This is a genomic window from Nonomuraea angiospora, from assembly GCF_014873145.1.
Taxonomy (GTDB): Bacteria; Actinomycetota; Actinomycetes; order Streptosporangiales; family Streptosporangiaceae; genus Nonomuraea; species Nonomuraea angiospora.
Window position 1 is genome coordinate 5,774,946 of record NZ_JADBEK010000001.1, and the last position, 19,394, is coordinate 5,794,339.

The following is a 19,394-nucleotide window of genomic DNA, read 5'->3' on the forward strand; positions in this document are numbered from 1 at the left end:
CTAGGAACTCCCGCCTTCAAGGGCGAGCTGAATCAGGAGGTCGGCGTCCATGCTGTCGATCTCCTCGGTCCTGCCGTCCGGCTCTCCGTCCTCCTCCGGACCGGCCAGGCGGAACAGGCTGTCCAGCAGCCCGGCCTCACGCAGCCGTGAGATCGGGATGGTCGTCAGGAGCTGCCGTACCTCGGCGTCGCTCCGGGCCGCGACGGGCCCGGCCGTCCTGGCCGCGGCGGCCGGGAAGAGCTGCTCCAGTACGAATCGCGTCAGGTCGTGGGGGGTCGGGTAGTCGAAGATGAGCGTGGCCGGGAGCTGCAGTCCGGTGGCCGTGTTGAGCTGGTTGCGGAGTTCGACCGCGGTCAGGGAGTCGAAGCCGAGATCCTGGAACTGGCGCCCCGGCTCGATCGCCGACCCGTCGGCGAACCCGAGCACCGCCGCGACCTGGCCCCTGACGAGTTCGGACAGGGTGTCCTGCAGCCGGTCCGGCTCCATCGTGGCCAGCCGTTCCGCCAGTCCCTGGGCCGGGCGGACGCGGCGTGGCCGGGTACGGGTCCCGGCCTTGGTGAACTTCGCGGGGACCAGCGTGGCGCGGCCGGAGCGGATGCCGAGGTCGAAGAGCTCCAGTCCCTCCTCGGCGGTCAGGGGCTGCACGCCCGCGCGTTCCATGCGGCGCAGGTCGGCCTCCGCCAGCTCGCCCGCCATGCCGCTGGTCGTCCAGAGGCCCCAGGCGAGGGAGGTCGCCGGGAGACCCTGGGCTCTGCGCTGGTGCGCCAGGGCGTCCAGGTACGCGTTGGCGGCGGCGTAGTTGCCCTGGCCCGCGCTGCCCAGCACGCCGGCCAGCGAGGAGAACAGCACGAACGCGGTCAGGTCGAGCCCTCGCGTCAGCTCGTGCAGGTGCCGGGCGGCGTCGGTCTTGGGCCGCAGGACGGTGTCGAGCCGTTCGGGCGTCAGGGAGGTGATCACCCCGTCGTCCAGCACGCCCGCCGTGTGCACCACCCCGGTCAGCGAGTCCGCCACCGAGGCGACCACCCCGAACAGCGCCTCGCGGTCGGCCACGTCGCAGGCGGTCACCTCCACCTGGGCGCCGAGCCCTTCCAGCTCGGTGACCAGCTCGGCCGCGCCCGGCGCCTCCGGGCCCCGCCGGCTGACCAGCAGCAGGCGCCTGACCTCGTGCTCGGTGACGAGGTGGCGGGCCACCAGCGCACCCAGCCCGCCCGTGCCTCCGGTGACCAGCACGGTGCCGTCCGGCCCGAACACCGGACCCTCATCCTCCAGCTCCGTGACCTGGCTGAGGCGCGGCACCCGGAGCTCGCCCGCCCGCACCGCGAGCTGCGACTCACCCGACGCCAGTGCCCGGCCGATCACGTCCTCGGACGCGTCACCGTCCAGGTCCAGCAGCACGAACCGGCCGGGCTGCTCGCCTTGCGCGGCCCGTACCAGACCCCACACCGCCGCCTGCGCCGCGTCCGGTACGTCGTCCGCGGTCGCGGCCACCGCGCCGTGGGTGACGACGACCAGCCGGGACGAGGCCAAGCGGTCGTCGGCAAGCCACTCCTGGAGCAGCTCCAGCGTGGTGTGGGTCGTGGCGTGCACGTCCTGGCCGGCGGCCGGGCACCCGACCAGGACGGCCTCCGCCGGCTCGATCGAGGCCAGGTCGGGGTACGTCCGGGCGCCGGTGCCGAAGTCGTCGGGGCCCAGCACGACCCACCGGGCTGCTTGCGAGCCGGACGCGGGCGGGATCGCGATCCAGTCGAGCTGGTGCAGCGAGCTCTGGGTGCCGGCGGTGGACAGGGCGCGCAGGGTCAGGGTGTCGATCTCGGCCACCGGCGCGCCGCTCTCGTCGGCGATGCTCAACGTGATGCTCGCCGCTCCAGCCGCGCTCACCTTGACCCGCAGGCTGCTCGCACCGGCCGCGTGCAGCGACACCCCGCTCCAGGCGAACGGCAGATACGGCCGTCCTGCCTCCGGTCGCGGCACCACGTCGCCCAGCGCGGCGGCGTGCAGGGACGCGTCCAGCAAGGCCGGGTGCAAACCGAACCGGCCCGCCTCGGCGTGCGCCTGCTCCGGCAGCGTGATCTCGGCGAACACCGCGCTTCCCTGCCGCCAGGCCTTGGTCAGCCCCTGGAACAGCGGCCCGTACTCCAGCCCATCCGCAGCCAGGTCGTCGTACAGCTGCTCGACGTCAACCGGAGCAGCCCCGGCCGGAGGCCACTGAGCCAGGTCGAACACCGGCTCCTCGGCCTGGTCGGCGAGCAGGCCTTGGGCGTGCTGCACCCACTCTGCCGCCTGGTTGCTGCGGGAATGGATGCTTATGGGGCGGGTGCCTGACTCGTCGCATGGTCCGGCGACCAGCTGGATGTGCACGCCGCCCTCGGCCGGCACCAGCAACGGCGCCTGGATGGTCAGCTCCCGCAGCTGCGGGCAGTCCAGCTCGTGCCCGGCCCGCACCGCCAGCTCCACCAGCGCCGCACCTGGCACCACCACCCGGCCGTTGACCTGGTGATCGGCCAGCCAGGGCTGTGACGTGAGGGACAGGCGGCCGGTGAAGATGACCGACGCGCCGCCGGCCACCTCGGTCATCGCACTCCACATCGGATGATCGATGGCGCCCAGCCCGGCGGCGTCCACATCACCGGACTCCAGACTGGCCGGCACCCAGTACCGCTGGTGCTGGAAGGCGTAGGTGGGCAGATCGACATGCTTGGCCGGGGCCAGCACCGCGGTCCAGTCCACGGCGATGCCGTGGGTGTGCAGCCGGCCGAGCGCCTCGACCAGGGCCCGGGCTTCGTCGCGGTCCTTGCGGGTGGCGGGGATGAACACCCCGTCGGCGATGCTCTGCTGAGCCAGCCCGGTCAGCACGCCATCAGGGCCGACTTCCAGGAAGCAATCAGCCTCCGCAGCCGCTACTCCGTCGGCGAACCGCACGGCCTGCCGGACGTGCTCCACCCAATAGCCAGGGTTGGTCAGCTGGCCCGGCTCGGCCAACTGGCCGGTGAGGTTGGAAACGATCGCGACCTTCGGCTCGTGGAAGGTCAAACCGGAGATCGCCTGCTCGAAGTCGGCCAGCATCGGCTCCATCAGCGGCGAGTGGAAGGCGTGCGAGACCCGCAGCCTGCGCGTGCGAACGCTGACCCGCTCCTCGATCTCGGTGATCGCCTCGGCGTCGCCGGAGATCACCACAGCTGACGGGCCGTTGACCGCCGCGATCCCGACCCGGCCCTCCAGCAGGGGTGCAACCTCCGCCTCTGGTGCGGCGATCGCGAGCATCGCGCCGCCGGCCGGCAGGGCCTGCATCAATCGCGCCCGAGCCGCCACCAGCGCACACGCATCCTCCAGCGAGAACACGTCAGCCACGTGAGCGGCGGCGATCTCGCCGATCGAGTGCCCGACCAGCACATCCGCCCGCACCCCGAAGGACTCCAGCAGCCGATACAAGGCCACCTCGAAGGCGAACAGCGCCGGCTGAGTCATCCCCGTCTCGTTCAACACCCCATCGGGATCGTCGAACATGACCTCGCGGACCGGCAGCAGCCGGTCGATCTCCTCCAGCGCCTCCGCGAACACCGGGAACACCTCGGCCAACTGCCGGCCCATGCCGACCCGCTGGCTACCCTGACCGGCGAACAGCAACGCCAGCCTGCCACCCGAGCCACCCTCGGAAACCCCATCCGAGGCCAGCGCCCGCAAACCAGCCAACAGCTCGTCACGATCAGCGCCCACCACGACCGCACGCTGCTCCAGCGCAGAACGCCCCGTGGCCAGCGACCAAGCGGCATCAGCCGTCTTCAGCTCCGGCCGCTCCTCCAGCCACGACGCCAGCCGAGCCGCCTGAGCCTGAAGCGCCTCGCGGCTCTTCGCGGAGACCAGCCATGGCACCACGCTTGGCTCCGTGCCACCGGTCTCGGTTGTCGAAGCGGGAGGCTCCTCCAGCACGACATGAGCGTTAGTACCGCTGATCCCGAACGAGGAGATTGCCGCACGACGGGCGTGCCCGTTCTGCTCCCACGGCTGCGCGTCGGTGAGCAGCCGCACCGCGCCCGCCGTCCAGTCCACGTGGGGCGATGGTTCTTCCACGTGCAAGGTCTGCGGCAAAATCCCGTTCCGCATCGCCATGACCATCTTGATCACGCCACCCACGCCGGCCGCAGCCTGCGTGTGACCGATGTTCGATTTGAGCGACCCGAGCCACAGCGGCTGGTCCCGCTCCTGGCCATAAGTCGCGAGGAGGGCTTGGGCCTCGATCGGGTCGCCGAGCTTGGTGCCCGTGCCATGTGCCTCGACCACGTCCACATCGGCGGCCGACAGCCCGGCGTTCGCCAGCGCCTGCCGGATCACCCGCTGTTGCGAAGGACCGTTCGGAGCTGTGATCCCGTTGCTCGCGCCATCCTGGTTGATCGCTGAGCCCTTGAGTACCGCCAGGATCTGGTGACCGTTGCGCTGGGCGTCAGACAGCCGCTCCACCAGCAGGACACCGACACCCTCACCCCAGCCAGTGCCATCCGCCGCCGCCGAGAACGCCTTACAGCGCCCATCCGCCGACAGGCCCCGCTGCCGCGAAAACTCGATGAACATCCCTGGCGTCGACATCACCGTCACACCACCGGCCAGAGCGAGATCACACTCCCCCGACCGCAACGCCTGAGCGGCCCAATGCAACGCCACCAAAGACGACGAACACGCCGTGTCCACCGTCACCGCAGGGCCCTCCAGCCCCAACGTGTAAGAGACCCGGCCCGACACCAGACTTCCGCCGCTGGTGTTCGCCGGAGTGCCCAACCCGTAGTCGTGATACATGACTCCGGCGAACACACCGGTCCGGCTGCCACGCAACCCCGTCGGATCGATCCCCGCCCGCTCAACCGCCTCCCACGACGCCTCCAGCAACAACCGCTGCTGCGGATCCATCGCCAACGCCTCACGCGGCGAGATCCCGAAGAACACGGGGTCGAACTCGGCGGCGTCGTACAGGAAGCCGCCCAGGCGCGTGTAGGTCTTGCCCGGCGTGCCGGGCTCCGGTCCGTACACTCCTTCCACGTCCCAGCCACGATCGGTCGGGAAGTCTCCGATCGCGTCCCGGGCCTGCGCCACCAGCTCCCACAGGTCCTCCGGCGAGGTCACGCCACCCGGATACCGGCACGCCATCCCCACGATCGCGATCGGCTCGTCCGTCGCGGTTGTGGTGGCGGCCACGGCCTGCGAGGTCTGCCCGCCGACCAGCTCACCCGCCAGGAACTCCGCCACCGCCTCAGCGGTCGGGTAGTCGAAGATGAGGGTGGCCGGGAGCCGCAGTCCGGTGGCCGCGTTGAGCTGGTTGCGGAACTCGACCGCGGTCAGGGAGTCGAAGCCGAGGTCCTGGAACTGGCGTTGCCGGTCGATGGCCGACCCGTCGGCGAACCCGAGCACCGTGGCCGCGCTGCCGCGGACCAGGTCTGTCAGCATCGCTCGGCGTTCGGCCGGGTCCAGCGCGGCCAGACGCTGGGCGAGGCCGTTGGCGCTGCCGGCACGACGCACCGGGGTGCGCCCGTTGGTCCTGGTTTGTACGAAACGTGCGGGAATCAGCAGCGCCTGCCCGGACGACACGGCGGTGTCGAAGAGAGCGAGCCCGTCATCGATGGACAGCGGCTTCACGCCTGCGCGTTCCATGCGGCGAAGGTCGGATTCCTTGAGCTCGCCCGCCATACCGTCGGTGGCCCAGACGCCCCAGGCCAGCGAGGTCGCCGGGAGACCCTGCGCTCTGCGGTGGTGCGCCAGCGCGTCCAGGTACGCGTTGGCCGCGCCGTAGTTGCCCTGGCCCGCGCTGCCCAGCACCCCGGCCACCGAGGAGAACAGCACGAACGCGCTCAGATCGAGATCCCGCGTGAGCTCGTGCAGGTGCCACGCCGCGTCGGCCTTCGGCCGCAGGACGGCGTCCATGCGCTCCGGCGTGAGGGAGGCGATGACACCGTCGTCCAGCACACCCGCCGTGTGGACGACACCCGTCAGCGGGTGCTCGGCGGGAATCGAGGTGATCAGCCGGGCGAGGGCGTCCCGGTCTCCGACGTCGCAGGCGGCCACCGACACGTTCGCGCCGTGCTCGGCGAGCTCGACCACGAGCGCGGCGGCACCGGGCGCCTCCAGGCCCCGGCGGCTGACCAGCAGCAGGTGCCTGACCTCGTGCGCGACCACCAGGTGCCGGGCCACCAATGCGCCCAAGCCACCGGTGCCACCGGTGACCAGCACGGTTCCCTCGTTCCCCCAGGGTCCCGGCCCCGAAATGGAGCCTGGTTCCTGCCTCTTGAGGTGCGGGGTCAGCAGTTGACCGGCTCGGACGGCCAGTTGGGCCTCGCCCGTGGCCAGGACCTGGGCGATCGTCTCCGCGCGCAGCGGCTCCGTGTCCAGGTCCAGCAGCGTGAACCGGCCGGGCTGCTCGGCCTGCGCGGCCCGTACCAGGCCCCACACTGCCGCCTGCGCCGGCTCCGGCACATCCTCCGGACCGGCCGTCACCGCGCCGTGGGTGACGACGACCAGCCGGGACGAGGTCAAGCGGTCGTCGGCGAGCCACTTCTGGAGCAGATCCAGCATCGCGTGGGTCGTCGCGTGCACGTCCTGGCCGGCGGCCGGGCACGCGACCACGGCCTCCATCGGCTCGATCGAGGCCAGGTCGGGGTACGTCCGGGCGCCGGTGCCCAAGTCGTCGGGGCCCAGCACGATCCACTGGTGCGCCTCTTGCGTGGGAGTCGCCGGGACCGCCACCCAGTCGAGCCGGTGCAGCAAGCCCTGGGTCTCGGACGCGCTCAGTTCGGTGGCGGACAGGGCGCGCAGGGTGAGCGCATCGACCTCGGCCACCGGCGCGCCGGTCTCGTCGGCGATGCTCAACGTGATGCTCGCCGCTCCAGCCGCGCTCACCTTGACGCGCAGGCCGCTGGCGCCGGCCGCGTGCAACGACACCCCGCTCCAGGCGAACGGCAGATACGGGCGCCCTGCCTCCGGTCGCGGCACCACGTCGCCCAGCGCGGCGGCGTGCAGGGACGCGTCCAGCAAGGCCGGGTGCAAACCGAACCGGCCCGCCTCGGCGTGCGCCTGCTCCGGCAGCGTGATCTCGGCGAACACCGCGTTTCCCTGCTGCCAGGCGGCGGTCAGGCCTTGGAAGAGCGGCCCATATTCCAGTCCACTCGCAGCCAGGTCGTCGTACAGCTGGTCGACGTCAACGGGGGTAGCCCCGGCCGGAGGCCACTGAGCCAGGTCGAACACCGGCTCCTCGCCCTGGTCGGCGAGCAAGCCTTGCGCATGCTGCACCCACTCCCCCGCCTGGTTGCTATGGATACTCACCGGACGGGCGCCTGTCTCGTCCGATGGTCCGGCGACCAGCTGGATATGCACGCCACCCTCGGCCGGCACCAGCAACGGCGCCTGGATGGTCAGCTCCCGCAATTGCGGGCAGTCCAGCTCGTGCCCGGCCCGCACCGCCAGCTCCACCAGCGCCGCTCCCGGCACCACCACCCGGCCGTTGACCTGGTGATCTGCCAGCCATGGATGCGTTGCCAGCGACAACCGGCCCGTGAAGGTGTGAGTGTCGGAGTCCGGCGCCGAGATGGCGGCACGGAGTACGGGGTGGTCAATGGCACCCAGCCCGGCGGCGTCCACGTCGCCGGTGCCCTGTGCGGCGGGCACCCAGTACCGTTCCCGCTGGAAGGCGTAGGTGGGCAGGTCTACGTGCCTGGCCGGTGTCAGCGCCGCGGTCCAGTCCACGGTGATGCCGTGGGTGTGCAGCTGGCCGAGCGCTTCAAGCACGGCGCGGGCTTCGTCGCGGTCCTTGCGGGCGGCGGGGATGAACACCCCGTCGGCGATGCTCTGCTGGGCCAGCCCGGTCAGCACTCCATCAGGGCCGATCTCCAGGAAGTGGCTCGCTTCCGCTGCCGTCACCCCGTCGGCGAACCGCACGGCCTGCCGGACGTGCTCCACCCAGTAACCAGGGTTGGTCAGCTGGCCCGGCTCAGCGATCTGGCCGGTGAGGTTGGAGACGATCGCAAGAGTGGGCTCGTGGTAGGTCAGACCGGAGATGGCCTCCTCGAAGTCGGCCAGCATCGGCTCCATCAGCGGCGAGTGGAAGGCGTGCGAGACCCGCAGCCTGCGCGTCCGGACACTGACCCGCCCCTCGATCTCCGCGATCTCTTCGGCGTCGCCGGAGATCACCACAGCTGACGGGCCGTTGACCGCCGCGATCCCCACCCGGTCCCCCAGCAGGGGCAGAACTTCTGCCTCAGGCGCGGCGATCGCCAGCATCGCCCCGCCGGTCGGCAGGGCCTGCATCAACCGGGCCCGGGCCGCCACCAGCGCACACGCATCCGCCAGCGAGAACACCCCCGCCACATGCGCGGCGGCGATCTCGCCGATCGAGTGACCGACCAGCACATCCGCCCGCACCCCGAAGGACTCCAGCAGCCGATACAAAGCGACCTCGAAGGCGAACAACGCCGGCTGAGTCATGCCGGTCTCGTTCAACACCCCGTCCGGGTCGTCGAACATGACCTCGCGGACCGGCAGGAGCTGATCGATCTCCTCCAACGTCTCGGCGAAGACGGGAAATGCCTCGGCGAGCTGCCTGCCCATGCCGACCCGCTGGCTGCCCTGACCGGCGAACAGCAACGCCAGCCTGCCACCCGAGCCACTCTCGGAAACCCCATCCGAGGCCAGCACCCGCAGCCCAGCCAACAACTCGTCACGATCAGCCCCCACCACGACCGCACGCTGCTCCAACACCGCCCGCCCCGTGGCCAACGACCAAGCGGCGTCCGATACCGAGAGCGACGGCCGGGCCGACAGCCACGATTCCAGTTGAGCCGCTTGCGCCTGGAGCGCCCGCGTGTCCTTGGCCGACACCAGCCACGGCACCACCGGCAACTCCGTGCCACCGGTCTCGGTTGCCGAAGTGGGAGGCTCCTCCAGCACGACATGAGCGTTCGTACCGCTGATCCCGAACGAGGAGACCGCCCCACGACGGGCGTGCCCGTTCTGCTCCCACGGCTGCGCGTCGGTCAACAACCGCACCGCACCAGCCGACCAGTCCACATGCGGCGACGGCTCATCCACGTGCAAGGTCTGCGGCAGCACCCCGTTCCGCATCGCCATGACCATCTTGATCACGCCCGCGACGCCCGCCGCGGCCTGCGCGTGGCCGATGTTCGACTTGATCGATCCCAGCCAGAGTGGCTGGTCCCGGTCCTGGCCGTAGGTCGCGAGGAGCGCCTGGGCCTCGATCGGGTCGCCCAGAGCGGTCCCGGTGCCATGTGCCTCGACCACGTCCACGTCCCCGGCCGACAGACCGGCGTTCGCCAGCGCCTGGCGGATCACCCGCTGCTGGGAGGGACCGTTCGGCGCGGTCAGGCCGTTGCTGGCACCGTCCTGGTTGATCGCCGAGCCCTTGACCACCGCCAGCACCCGGTGCCCGTTGCGCTGGGCGTCCGAGAGCCGCTCCACCAGCAGCATGCCGACACCCTCGCCCCACCCGGTGCCATCCGCTGCCGCCGAGAACGCCTTGCAGCGCCCGTCCGGGGACAGGCCCCGTTGCCGGGAGAACTCGATGAAGGTGCTCGGGGTGGCCATCACGGTGACGCCGCCGGCCAGCGCCAGGTCGCACTCACCGGACCGCAGCGCCTGCGCCGCCAGGTGCAGGGCCACCAGTGACGACGAGCAGGCCGTGTCCACGGTCACGGCCGGACCTTCCAGGCCCAGGGTGTAGCTCACCCGGCCGGAGGCGATGCTGCCGGAGCTGCCGGTGCCGATGAGCCCTTCCAGCTCGCCGGGCACGGCCGAGAGCTGGGGCGCGTAGTCGTGGTACATGACCCCGGCGAACACACCCGTCCGACTGCCACGCAACCCCGTCGGATCGATCCCCGCCCGCTCAACCGCCTCCCACGACGCCTCCAGCAGCAACCGCTGCTGCGGATCCATCGCCAACGCCTCACGCGGCGAAATCCCGAAAAATCCTGAATCGAACTGCGCCGCGTCATACAAGAAGCCGCCATGCCGCGCATACGACGTCCCTCGGCTGTCCGGATCGGGGTCATACAACCTCTCCAGATCCCAACCCCGATCAACCGGGAACTCCCCAACCGCATCCCGGCCCGAGAACACCAGCTCCCACAGGCCCTCAGGCGAAACCACACCCCCCGGATACCGGCACGCCATCCCCACGATCGCGATCGGCTCGTCCACCACCGCAGCCGCCGCCACGACCTGCGACGTCTGCCCACCGGCCAGCTCACCCGCCAGGAACTCCGCCACCGCCTCAGCCGTCGGGAAATCGAACACCAACGTCGCCGGCAGCCTCAGCCCGGTCGCGGCGTTGAGCTGGTTGCGGAACTCCACCGCGGTCAGCGAGTCGAAGCCCAGCTCCTGGAACCGTTTGCTCGGCTCCACCGCATCGGCGCTCTGGAACCCGAGCGCCGTGGCCACCTGGCCACGTACCAGCTGAAGGAGATCGGCCGGGTTCGCGCTGATGCTGGTCGTGCCGGCACGGCGGGTGGGCACGCGGACCAGCCCGTGAAGGAGCGCGGGCAGCGTGCCCGCCTGAGCCTGGGCCTGCAGCGCCGGCATGCTCAGCGCGGCCGGGACCAGGTCGGCGCGGTCGCCGTTGACCGCGACGTCGAACAGGGCCAGCCCGTCGGCGATGGGCAGGGGGGTGATGCCGCCGCGTTCGAGGCGGCGCAGGTCGGACTCGTCCAGCTCGCCCGCCATGCCGCCGGTGGCCCACAGGCCCCAGGCCAGCGAGGTCGCCGGAAGGCCCTGCGCTCTGCGCCGCTGGGCCAGGGCGTCCAGGTACGTGTTGGCGGCGGCGTAGTTGCCCTGGCCCGCGCTGCCCAGCACCCCGGACAGGGAGGAGAACAGCACGAACGCGGTCAGATCGAGATCCCGCGTGAGCTCGTGCAGATGCCAGGCCGCGTCGGCCTTGGGCCGCAGGACGGCGTCGATGCGCTCCGGCGTGAGGGAGCCGATGACACCGTCGTCCAGCACACCTGCCGTGTGAACGACACCCGTCAGCGGGCGGTCGACGGGGACGGCGGCGATCAGGCGGGCGAGAGCGTCGCGGTCCGCGACGTCGCAGGCGGCCACGTCCACCTCGGCGCCCAGGCCGGAAAGCTCGGCCACCAGCTCGGCCGCGCCCGGCGCGTCCGGACCGCGCCGGCTGACCAGCAGCAGGCGCCTGACCTCGTGCGCATTGACGAGGTGGCGGGCGACCAACGCGCCGAGCCCACCGGTGCCGCCGGTGACCAGCACCGTGCCGTCCGCCCCGAACACCGCCCCCGGCTCCTCCGAGCGTGCGGCGCGGTTGAGGCGCGGCACCAGCAGCCGGCCGGCCCGTACCGCCACCTGGGGCTCGCCGGTGGCCAGCGCCTGGGAGACCGGCTCGGCCGAGTCGTCGTCCACGTCCAGGAGCAGGAACCGGTCCGGCTGTTCGGCTTGTGCGGCTCGTACCAGGCCCCACACCGCCGCCTGCGCCGGGTCCGGTACGTCGTCCGGGGTCGCCGCGACCGCGCCGTGCGTGACGACCACGAGGCGCGCGGGCGTCTCCTGCACCGCCGCCAGCGCGGCGTGGGCGGCCTGCCTGGCCGCCTCCGGGGTGCCCGCCCCGGTCACGGGTACGTCGAAGATCTCGTACTGGAAGTCGTTCTGCGCGGTACGGCCACCGGCCGGCACCCAGTCGAGCTGGAACAGGGTGTTGGGACCGGTCGTCCGCTGGTCGGCGGAGCTCGGGCGCAGCGTGAGCGAGCCGACCTCCATGACGGGCGCGCCGGCGGCGTCCGCCATGGTCAGGGCGACCACACCGGCGCCGGCCGTGGGCGCGATCCTGACCCGAAGCAACGTCGCGCCGTCGGCGTGCAGCGCCACCTGGCTCCAGGCGAAGGGGATGTACGGCCGTCCCGGCTCGGCCTGCGGCAGCAGCCCCGACATGGGGATGGCGTGCAGGGAGGCATCGAGCAGCGCCGGGTGCAGACCGAACCGCCGGGTCTCGGGATGGACGTGCTCCGGCAGGGCGATCTCGGCGTAGACGGCTTCGTCGCTCTTCCAGACGGCCCTGAGGCATTGGAAGGCGCCGCCGTACTCCATGCCGGTCGCGGCGAGGTCTTCATAGACGCCGCCCACGTCGAGAGGCAGCGCGCCGGGCGGCGGCCACTGCCTGAGGTCGAAGCCGGGTACGGCGGCGACCGGGGCGAGCATGCCCTGGGCGTTCTGGCTCCAGTCCGTGGCGTCCTCGGCCCTCGAGTAGATCGTCACCTGCCGGCGTCCCGACTCGTCGGCGGCTCCGACCACCACCTGGAGATGCAGGGTGCCCCGCTCGGGCAGGATCATCGGGGTCTGATGGGTGAGCTCGTCGAGCACCGGGCAACCGGCCTCGTCCCCGGCCCGTACGGCCAGCTCGACCTGTGCCGAGCCCGGCACGACCACCCGGCCGCCCACCAGGTGGTCGGCCAGCCACGGCTGCATGGCCGGCGACAGCCGGCCGATGAGGGTGAGGGTGTCGGTCCCCGGAGAGGGGACGGTCGCGGTCAGGAGCGGGTGCTCCACGGCCGCCAGCCCGCCGCCCGAGGCGACGTCACCGGCGGAGTATCCGGCGTCGAGCCAGTAGCGCCGGCGCTGGAAGGCGTAGGTGGGCAGATCGACGTGCCTGGCGGGGACGGAGGCGAAGTAGGTGTCCCAGTCCACGATGATGCCGTGGGTGTGCAGGCGGCCGAGCGCTTCGACCAGCGCGCGGGCCTCGTCCCGGTCCTTTCGCGTGGCGGGGATGAACACCCCGTCGGCGATGCTCTGCTGGGCCAGCCCGGTCAGCACTCCATCCGGGCCGACTTCCAGGAAGCAGCCGGCCTCCGCAGCCGCTACTCCGTCGGCGAACCGCACGGCCTGGCGCACATGCTCCACCCAGTAACCGGGGTTGGTCAGCTGGCCCGGCTCGGCCAACTGGCCGGTGAGGTTGGAGACGATCGCGACCTTCGGCTCGTGGAAGGTCAAACCGGAGATCGCCTGCTCGAAGTCCGCCAGCATGGGCTCCATCAGCGGGGAGTGGAAGGCGTGCGAGACCCGCAGCCTGCGCGTCCGAACGCTGACGCGCTCTTCGATCTCTGCGATCTTTTGAGCGTCACCGGAGATCACCACCGCTGCGGGACCGTTGACCGCCGCGATCCCAACCTGGCCCTCCAGCAGCGGCAGGACCTCCGCTTCGGGTGCAGCGATCGCCAGCATCGCGCCGCCCGTCGGCAGGGCCTGCATCAACCGGGCCCGGGCCGCCACCAGCGCGCATGCATCGGCCAGGGAGAAGACTCCGGCCACGTGTGCGGCGGCGATCTCGCCGATCGAGTGCCCGACCAGCACGTCCGCGCGGATGCCGAAGGACTCCAGGAGCCGATACAGCGCCACCTCGAAGGCGAACAACGCCGGCTGGGTCATCCCGGTCTCGTTCAACACCCCGTCCGGGTCGTCGAACATGACCTCACGGATCGACAGGGACCGGTCGATCTCCTCCAACGCCTCGGCGAACACCGGGAACGCCTCGGCGAGCCGCTTGCCCATACCGACCCGCTGACTCCCCTGACCGGCGAACAACAACGCCAACCGGCCGCCAGAGCCGCCGTCGGAAACCCCATCCGAGGCCAGCGCCCGCAACCCCGCCAGCAGCTCGTCACGGTCAGCGCCCACCACCACCGCACGCCGCTCCAACACCGCTCTCGCGGAGACCAGCGCCTTGCCGACCCCGGCCAGCGGTACGTCCTCCCTCGACGCCCAGTCCGCGAGCCTGCCCGCCTGCTCCCGTAGCGCCGCCGGGTCGTTGGCCGAGACGAGCCAGGGCACGGCAGGCATCGACGGGTCGTCCTCGTCGGCGGGCTCGACGGCGGCCGGCCCCTGCTCGACGATCACGTGGGCGTTGGTGCCGCTGACGCCGAAGGACGAGACTCCGGCGCGGCGCGGGCGGTCCCGGAGGTCCCAGGGGCGGTCCGAGGTCAGCAGTTCGACCGCCCCCGCCGACCAGTCCACGTGCGGCGACGGCTCGTCCACGTGCAGGGTCCGGGGCATGAGGCCGTGCCGCATCGCCATGACCATCTTGATCACGCCGCCCACGCCCGCCGCGGCCTGCGTGTGGCCGATGTTCGACTTCAGCGACCCGAGCCACAGCGGCCGGTCCCGCTCCTGGCCGTAGGTCGCGATGATGGCCTGCGCCTCGATCGGGTCGCCCAGCGTCGTACCGGTGCCGTGGGCCTCGACCACGTCCACGTCCGAGGTCGTCAGACCGGCGTTGGCCAGGGCCTGGCGGATCACGCGCTCCTGGGAGGGGCCGTTCGGGGCGGTCAGGCCGTTGCTGGCGCCGTCCTGGTTGATCGCGGTGCCCCGGACGAGGGCGAGGACCTGGTGGCCGTTGCGCCGGGCGTCCGACAGCCGCTCCACCAGCAGCATGCCCGCGCCCTCGGCCCAGCCGGTGCCGTCGGCGGAGGCCGAGAACGCCTTGCACCGGCCGTCGGCGGCGAGCCCGCGCTGCCGGGAGAACTCGATGAAGACGTTGGGCGTGGCCATCACCGTCACCCCGCCGGCCAGGGCGAGATCGCACTCGCCGGACCGCAGGGACTGCGCCGCCAGGTGCAGCGCCACCAGCGACGACGAGCACGCCGTGTCCACCGTCACGGCCGGGCCTTCCAGCCCGAACGTGTAGGCGACCCGGCCCGAGGCGATGCTGCCCGCGCTGCCGTTGAGCACGAACCCCTCGAACCCTTCGGGCGCCTGCGGCAGGCGCGTGCCGTAGTCGTGGTACATCACGCCCGCGAACACGCCGGTACGGCTCCCGCGCATCGCCTTGGGGCTGATCCCGGCCCGCTCGATCGCCTCCCACGAGGTTTCGAGCAGCAGCCGCTGCTGCGGGTCCATCGCGGTGGCCTCGCGTGGCGAGATCCCGAAGAGCGCGGGGTCGAAGAGGTCGGCGTCGTGCAGGAACCCGCCCTCTCGTGCGTAGCTGGTGCCCGCGTGGGCGGGGTCGGGGTCGTACAGCCGTTCCAGGTCCCAGCCCCGGTTGCCGGGGAAGGTGGTGATCGCGTCGGCGCCCTGGGTGAGGAGCCGCCAGAGATCCTCGGGCGAGACCACGCCGCCGGGGTAGCGGCAGGCCATGCCGACGATCGCGATGGGCTCGTCGGCGGTGCCGGTCCGGGCGGCCACCTGGTCGGCCCGCGAGGATCCGGTGAGCTCGGCGCGCAGGTGCTCGGCGAGTTCGTCGGGGGTGGGGAAGTTGAACAGGAGCGTGGCCGGCAGCCGCAGGCCGGTGGCGGCGTTGAGCCGGTTACGCAGCTCGATGGAGCTCAGCGAGTCGAACCCGAGGTCCTTGAACGCGGTCCCGATGTCCACGGAGTCGGCGTCGGCGTGCCCGAGCACCTGCGCGACGCTCGTACGGATGAGCGCCAGCAGCGCGCCCTTGTCGGCCCGCGCCCTCGCCGGCCTGGGCGCCGCCGGCCTGCGCGCCGGGGCCTTGACCAGGGAACGGAAGACGGCGGGGACCTCGTCCTGGCGGCGCAGGGCGGCCGTGTCGAGGCGGGCGAGCATCTGCACTCCCCTGTCGAGCGCGAGCCCCGCGTCGAACAGGGACATGCCCTCCGCCACGGGCAGCGGCGCGAGCCCGACCCTGCCGAGCCGGGCGACGTCGACCTGGCTCAGCGCGCCGGCCATGCCGCGGTCCGACTCCCACAGCCCCCACTGGAAGGAGGCGGCGGGCAGGCCCTGCGCCCGCCGGTGCAGGGCCAGGGCGTCCAGGTACGTGTTCGCGGCGGCGTAGTTCGCCTGGCCGGCGCTGCCGACCGTGGCCGCGACGGACGAGTACATCACGAAGAACGACAGGCCGAGGCCCTCGGTGAGCTCGTGCAGGTGCCAGGCGGCGTCCGCCTTAGGGCCGAAGACGCGGTCGATCCGCTCGGGGGTCAGCGACGTCACCGCGCCGTCGTCCACGATCCCGGCCAGGTGTACGACACCCTGCAGCGGCCGGTCCGCGGGGATGGCGGCCAGCAGGGCGGCCAGTTCCGCGCGGTCCGCGACGTCGCAGGCCGCCACGGTGACCTGCGCGCCCAGCGAGGTCAGCTCGTCCACCAGCTCCTGCGTGCCGGGCGCCGCGGCACCGCGACGGCCGGCGAGCAGCAGGTGCCGTACGCCGTGCCCGGTGACGAGCCGCCGCGCGGCCAGGGCCCCCAGCTCTCCCGTGCCACCGGTCAGCAGCACGGTCCCGTCCACCGGCCCGGCCGCGGCCACAGGGGTCGCCCGGGTCAGGGGAACGATGCGCGGCACCCGGATCTCTCCGTGCCGCAGGGCGACCTGCGGCTCGCCGGACGCGCAGGCGCGCAGCAGCGCGGCCTCGGAGTCGGGATGGTCGTCGGTGTCGACGATGAGGAACCGGCCGGCGTGCTCGGACTGGGCGGACCGCATCAGGCCCCAGACGGGCGCGGTGGACAGATCCGGCACCTCGCCCTCGGCGACGCTGACCGCCCCACTGGTCACCAGAGCCAGCCGGGCCTGCGCGAACCGCTCGTCCGCGAGCCACTGCTGGACGAGCGCCAGCACCTCGTACGTCCTGGTACGTCCCGCACCGGCCGGAACCCGGGCAAGCACCAGGTCCGGGACCGCCCCCAGGTCAGCCGGCGAGGCCAGGCCGTCGAGCTCCACCACGCGCTCGGGCTCCGGCCCGGCGGTGGCGGGCGCGGTCACCCAGTCCAGCGCGTACGGCGTGCTCGCGGCCGACAGCTCGGCCGTCACGGGCCTGACCACCAGGGAGTCCACGGTGAGGATCGGCGCGCCGGTGTCGTCCGCCACGCTCAGCGACAGCTCGCCCTGGCCCTTCGCCGTCGTACGGACCCGCGCCACGGTCCCGCCGGCCGCGTGCGGCGAGATGCCGGACCAGGCGAAGGGCAGGAACGGCTGTCCCGGCTCGGTACGCGGCAGGAGGTCGCCGAGCGTGATGGAGTGCAGCACCGCGTCCAGCAGGGCGGGGTGGAACCCGAACCGCTCCGCGCCCGCCAGCGCCTGGTCGGGCAGCACGATCTCGGCGTAGACCGCGCCGTCGCGCTGCCAGGCGCTCACCAGGCCCTGGAAGGCTTCGCCGTACTCCAGGCCCGAGACGGCCAGGTCGTCGTACAGGTTGTCGATGTCGATGGGCTGCGCCCCGGCCGGCGGCCATTGCGCGAGGTCGAAGCCAGGTGCGGCGGCGGGGCCGAGGGTGCCCTGGGCGTGCCGCTGCCAGGAGTCGCCGCCTTCGGCGCGGGAGTACACGGCGATGCCACGCCGGCCGCCGTCGTCCGGTCCGTCGATGACCACCTGGAGCTGTACGGGGTGCTCGTGCGTGATCACAAGAGGGGCTTGGATGGCCAGTTCGGAGACCGCCTCGCAGTCCTCGGTCTCCGCCGCGGCCCGCAGCGCGATCTCGAGGAAGCCCGTGCCCGGAAGGATCACGGTGCCGTTGACCGCGTGATCGGCGAGCCAGGGCAGCGTGGCCAGGGACAGCCGCCCGGTGAGCGTGAGGGTGTCGGAGTCGGGGGCGGGCACGGCCGCGCTGAGCATCGGGTGCTCCACGGCGCTCAGCCCGGCGGCGGTCACGTCGCTGACTGCTGTGCCCGACTCCAGCCAGTACCGCTGGTGCTGGAAGGCATAGGTGGGCAGGTCGACGTGCCTGGCCGGGGTCAGAACCGCCGTCCAGTCCACGGCGATCCCCTGGGTGTGCAACCGGCCGAGCGCCTCGACCAGCGCGCGAACCTCATCCCGGTCCTTACGCGTCGCGGGAACGAACACCCCATCGGCGATGCTCTGCTGAGCCAGCCCGGTCAGCACCCCATCCGGGCCGACCTCCAGGAAACAATCGGCCTCCGCGGCCATCACCCCGTCGGCGAACCGAACGGCCTGCCGCACATGCTCCACCCAGTAATGGGGACGGGTGAGCTGACCCGGCTCGGCCAGCCGGCCTGTCAGGTTGGAAACGATCGCAACAGTGGGCTCGTGGTAGGTCAACCCGGCGATGGCCTCCTCGAAGGAAGCCAGCATCGGCTCCATCAGCGGCGAGTGGAAGGCATGCGAGACCCGCAACCTGCGCGTCCGGACACTGACCCGCTCCTCGATCTCCGCGATCATCTGGGCATCGCCGGAGACCACCACCGAAGCCGGGCCGTTGACCGCCGCGATCCCGACCCGGTCCCCCAGCAGCGGGAGAACCTCCGCCTCTGGTGCGGCGATCGCGAGCATCGCGCCACCCGTGGGCAGGGCCTGCATCAACCGCGCCCGCGCCGCCACCAGGGCACACGCATCCTCCAGCGAGAACACGCCGGCCACATGCGCGGCGGCGATCTCGCCGATCGAGTGCCCGACCAGCACATCCGCCCGCACCCCGAAGGACTCCAGCAGCCGGTACAAAGCGACCTCGAAGGCGAACAACGCCGGCTGAGTCATCCCCGTCTCGTTCAAGGCCCCATCGGGATCGTTGAACATCACCTCACGGATCGACAGGAACCGGTCGATCTCCTCCAGCGCCTCCGCGAACACCGGGAACGCCTCGGCCAGCTGCCGGCCCATCCCGACCCGCTGGCTCCCCTGACCGGCGAACAACAACGCCAGCCTGCCACCCGAGCCGCTGCCGGCCGTCACCTCCCGCAACCCGGCCAGCAGCTCGTCACGATCAGCGCCCACCACGACCGCACGCTGCTCCAGCGCGGAACGCCCCGTCGCCAACGACCAGGCGGCGTCCGCCGCCGAGAGCGACGGCCGCTCCGACACCCACGACGCCAACCGCCCGGCCTGCTCCACCAGCGCCTCGCGGCTCTTCGCCGAGAGCACCCATGGCACCACCGGCGAGTCCGCGACCTCCTCGGGAGCCGGTTCGACCGGATCCCCCTGCTCGAGGATCACGTGGGCGTTGGTGCCGCTCACCCCGAACGACGAGACGGCGGCCCGGCGCGGACGATCCTCCACGTCCCACGCCCGAGCCTCGGTCAACAGCTCAACAGCACCCGCGGACCAGTCCACGTGCGGCGACGGCTCGTCCACGTGCAACGTCTGCGGCAGCATCCCGTGCCGCATGGCCATCACCATCTTGATGACCCCGGCGACACCGGCGGCGGCCTGCGTGTGACCGATGTTCGACTTCAGCGAGCCCAGCCACAGCGGCCGATCCCGCTCCTGGCCATAGGTCGCGATCAGCGCCTGGGCCTCGATCGGATCGCCCAAGGTGGTCCCGGTCCCGTGCGCCTCGACCACGTCCACCTCAGCGCCCGACAGCCCGGCGTTGGCCAGCGCCTGCCGGATGACCCGCTGCTGCGAAGGACCGTTCGGCGCCGCCAGGCCGTTGCTGGCGCCGTCCTGGTTGATCGCCGAGCCCTTGACGACGGCCAGCACCCGATGCCCGTTACGCCGCGCGTCCG

1 protein-coding gene (only partly in view) is annotated in these 19,394 nt (G+C 72.0%); it reads right to left on the reverse strand.

What is annotated here, in order from left to right; all coding sequences use genetic code 11:
- Positions 1–19,394: the 3' portion of a type I polyketide synthase gene (locus H4W80_RS61080; RefSeq protein ID WP_225963671.1), read on the reverse strand. 8,011 nt of this gene lie beyond the right edge of the window; the window shows 19,394 of its 27,405 coding nt (coding positions 8,012–27,405); its start codon lies beyond the right edge, outside the window; it ends in the stop codon at positions 1–3.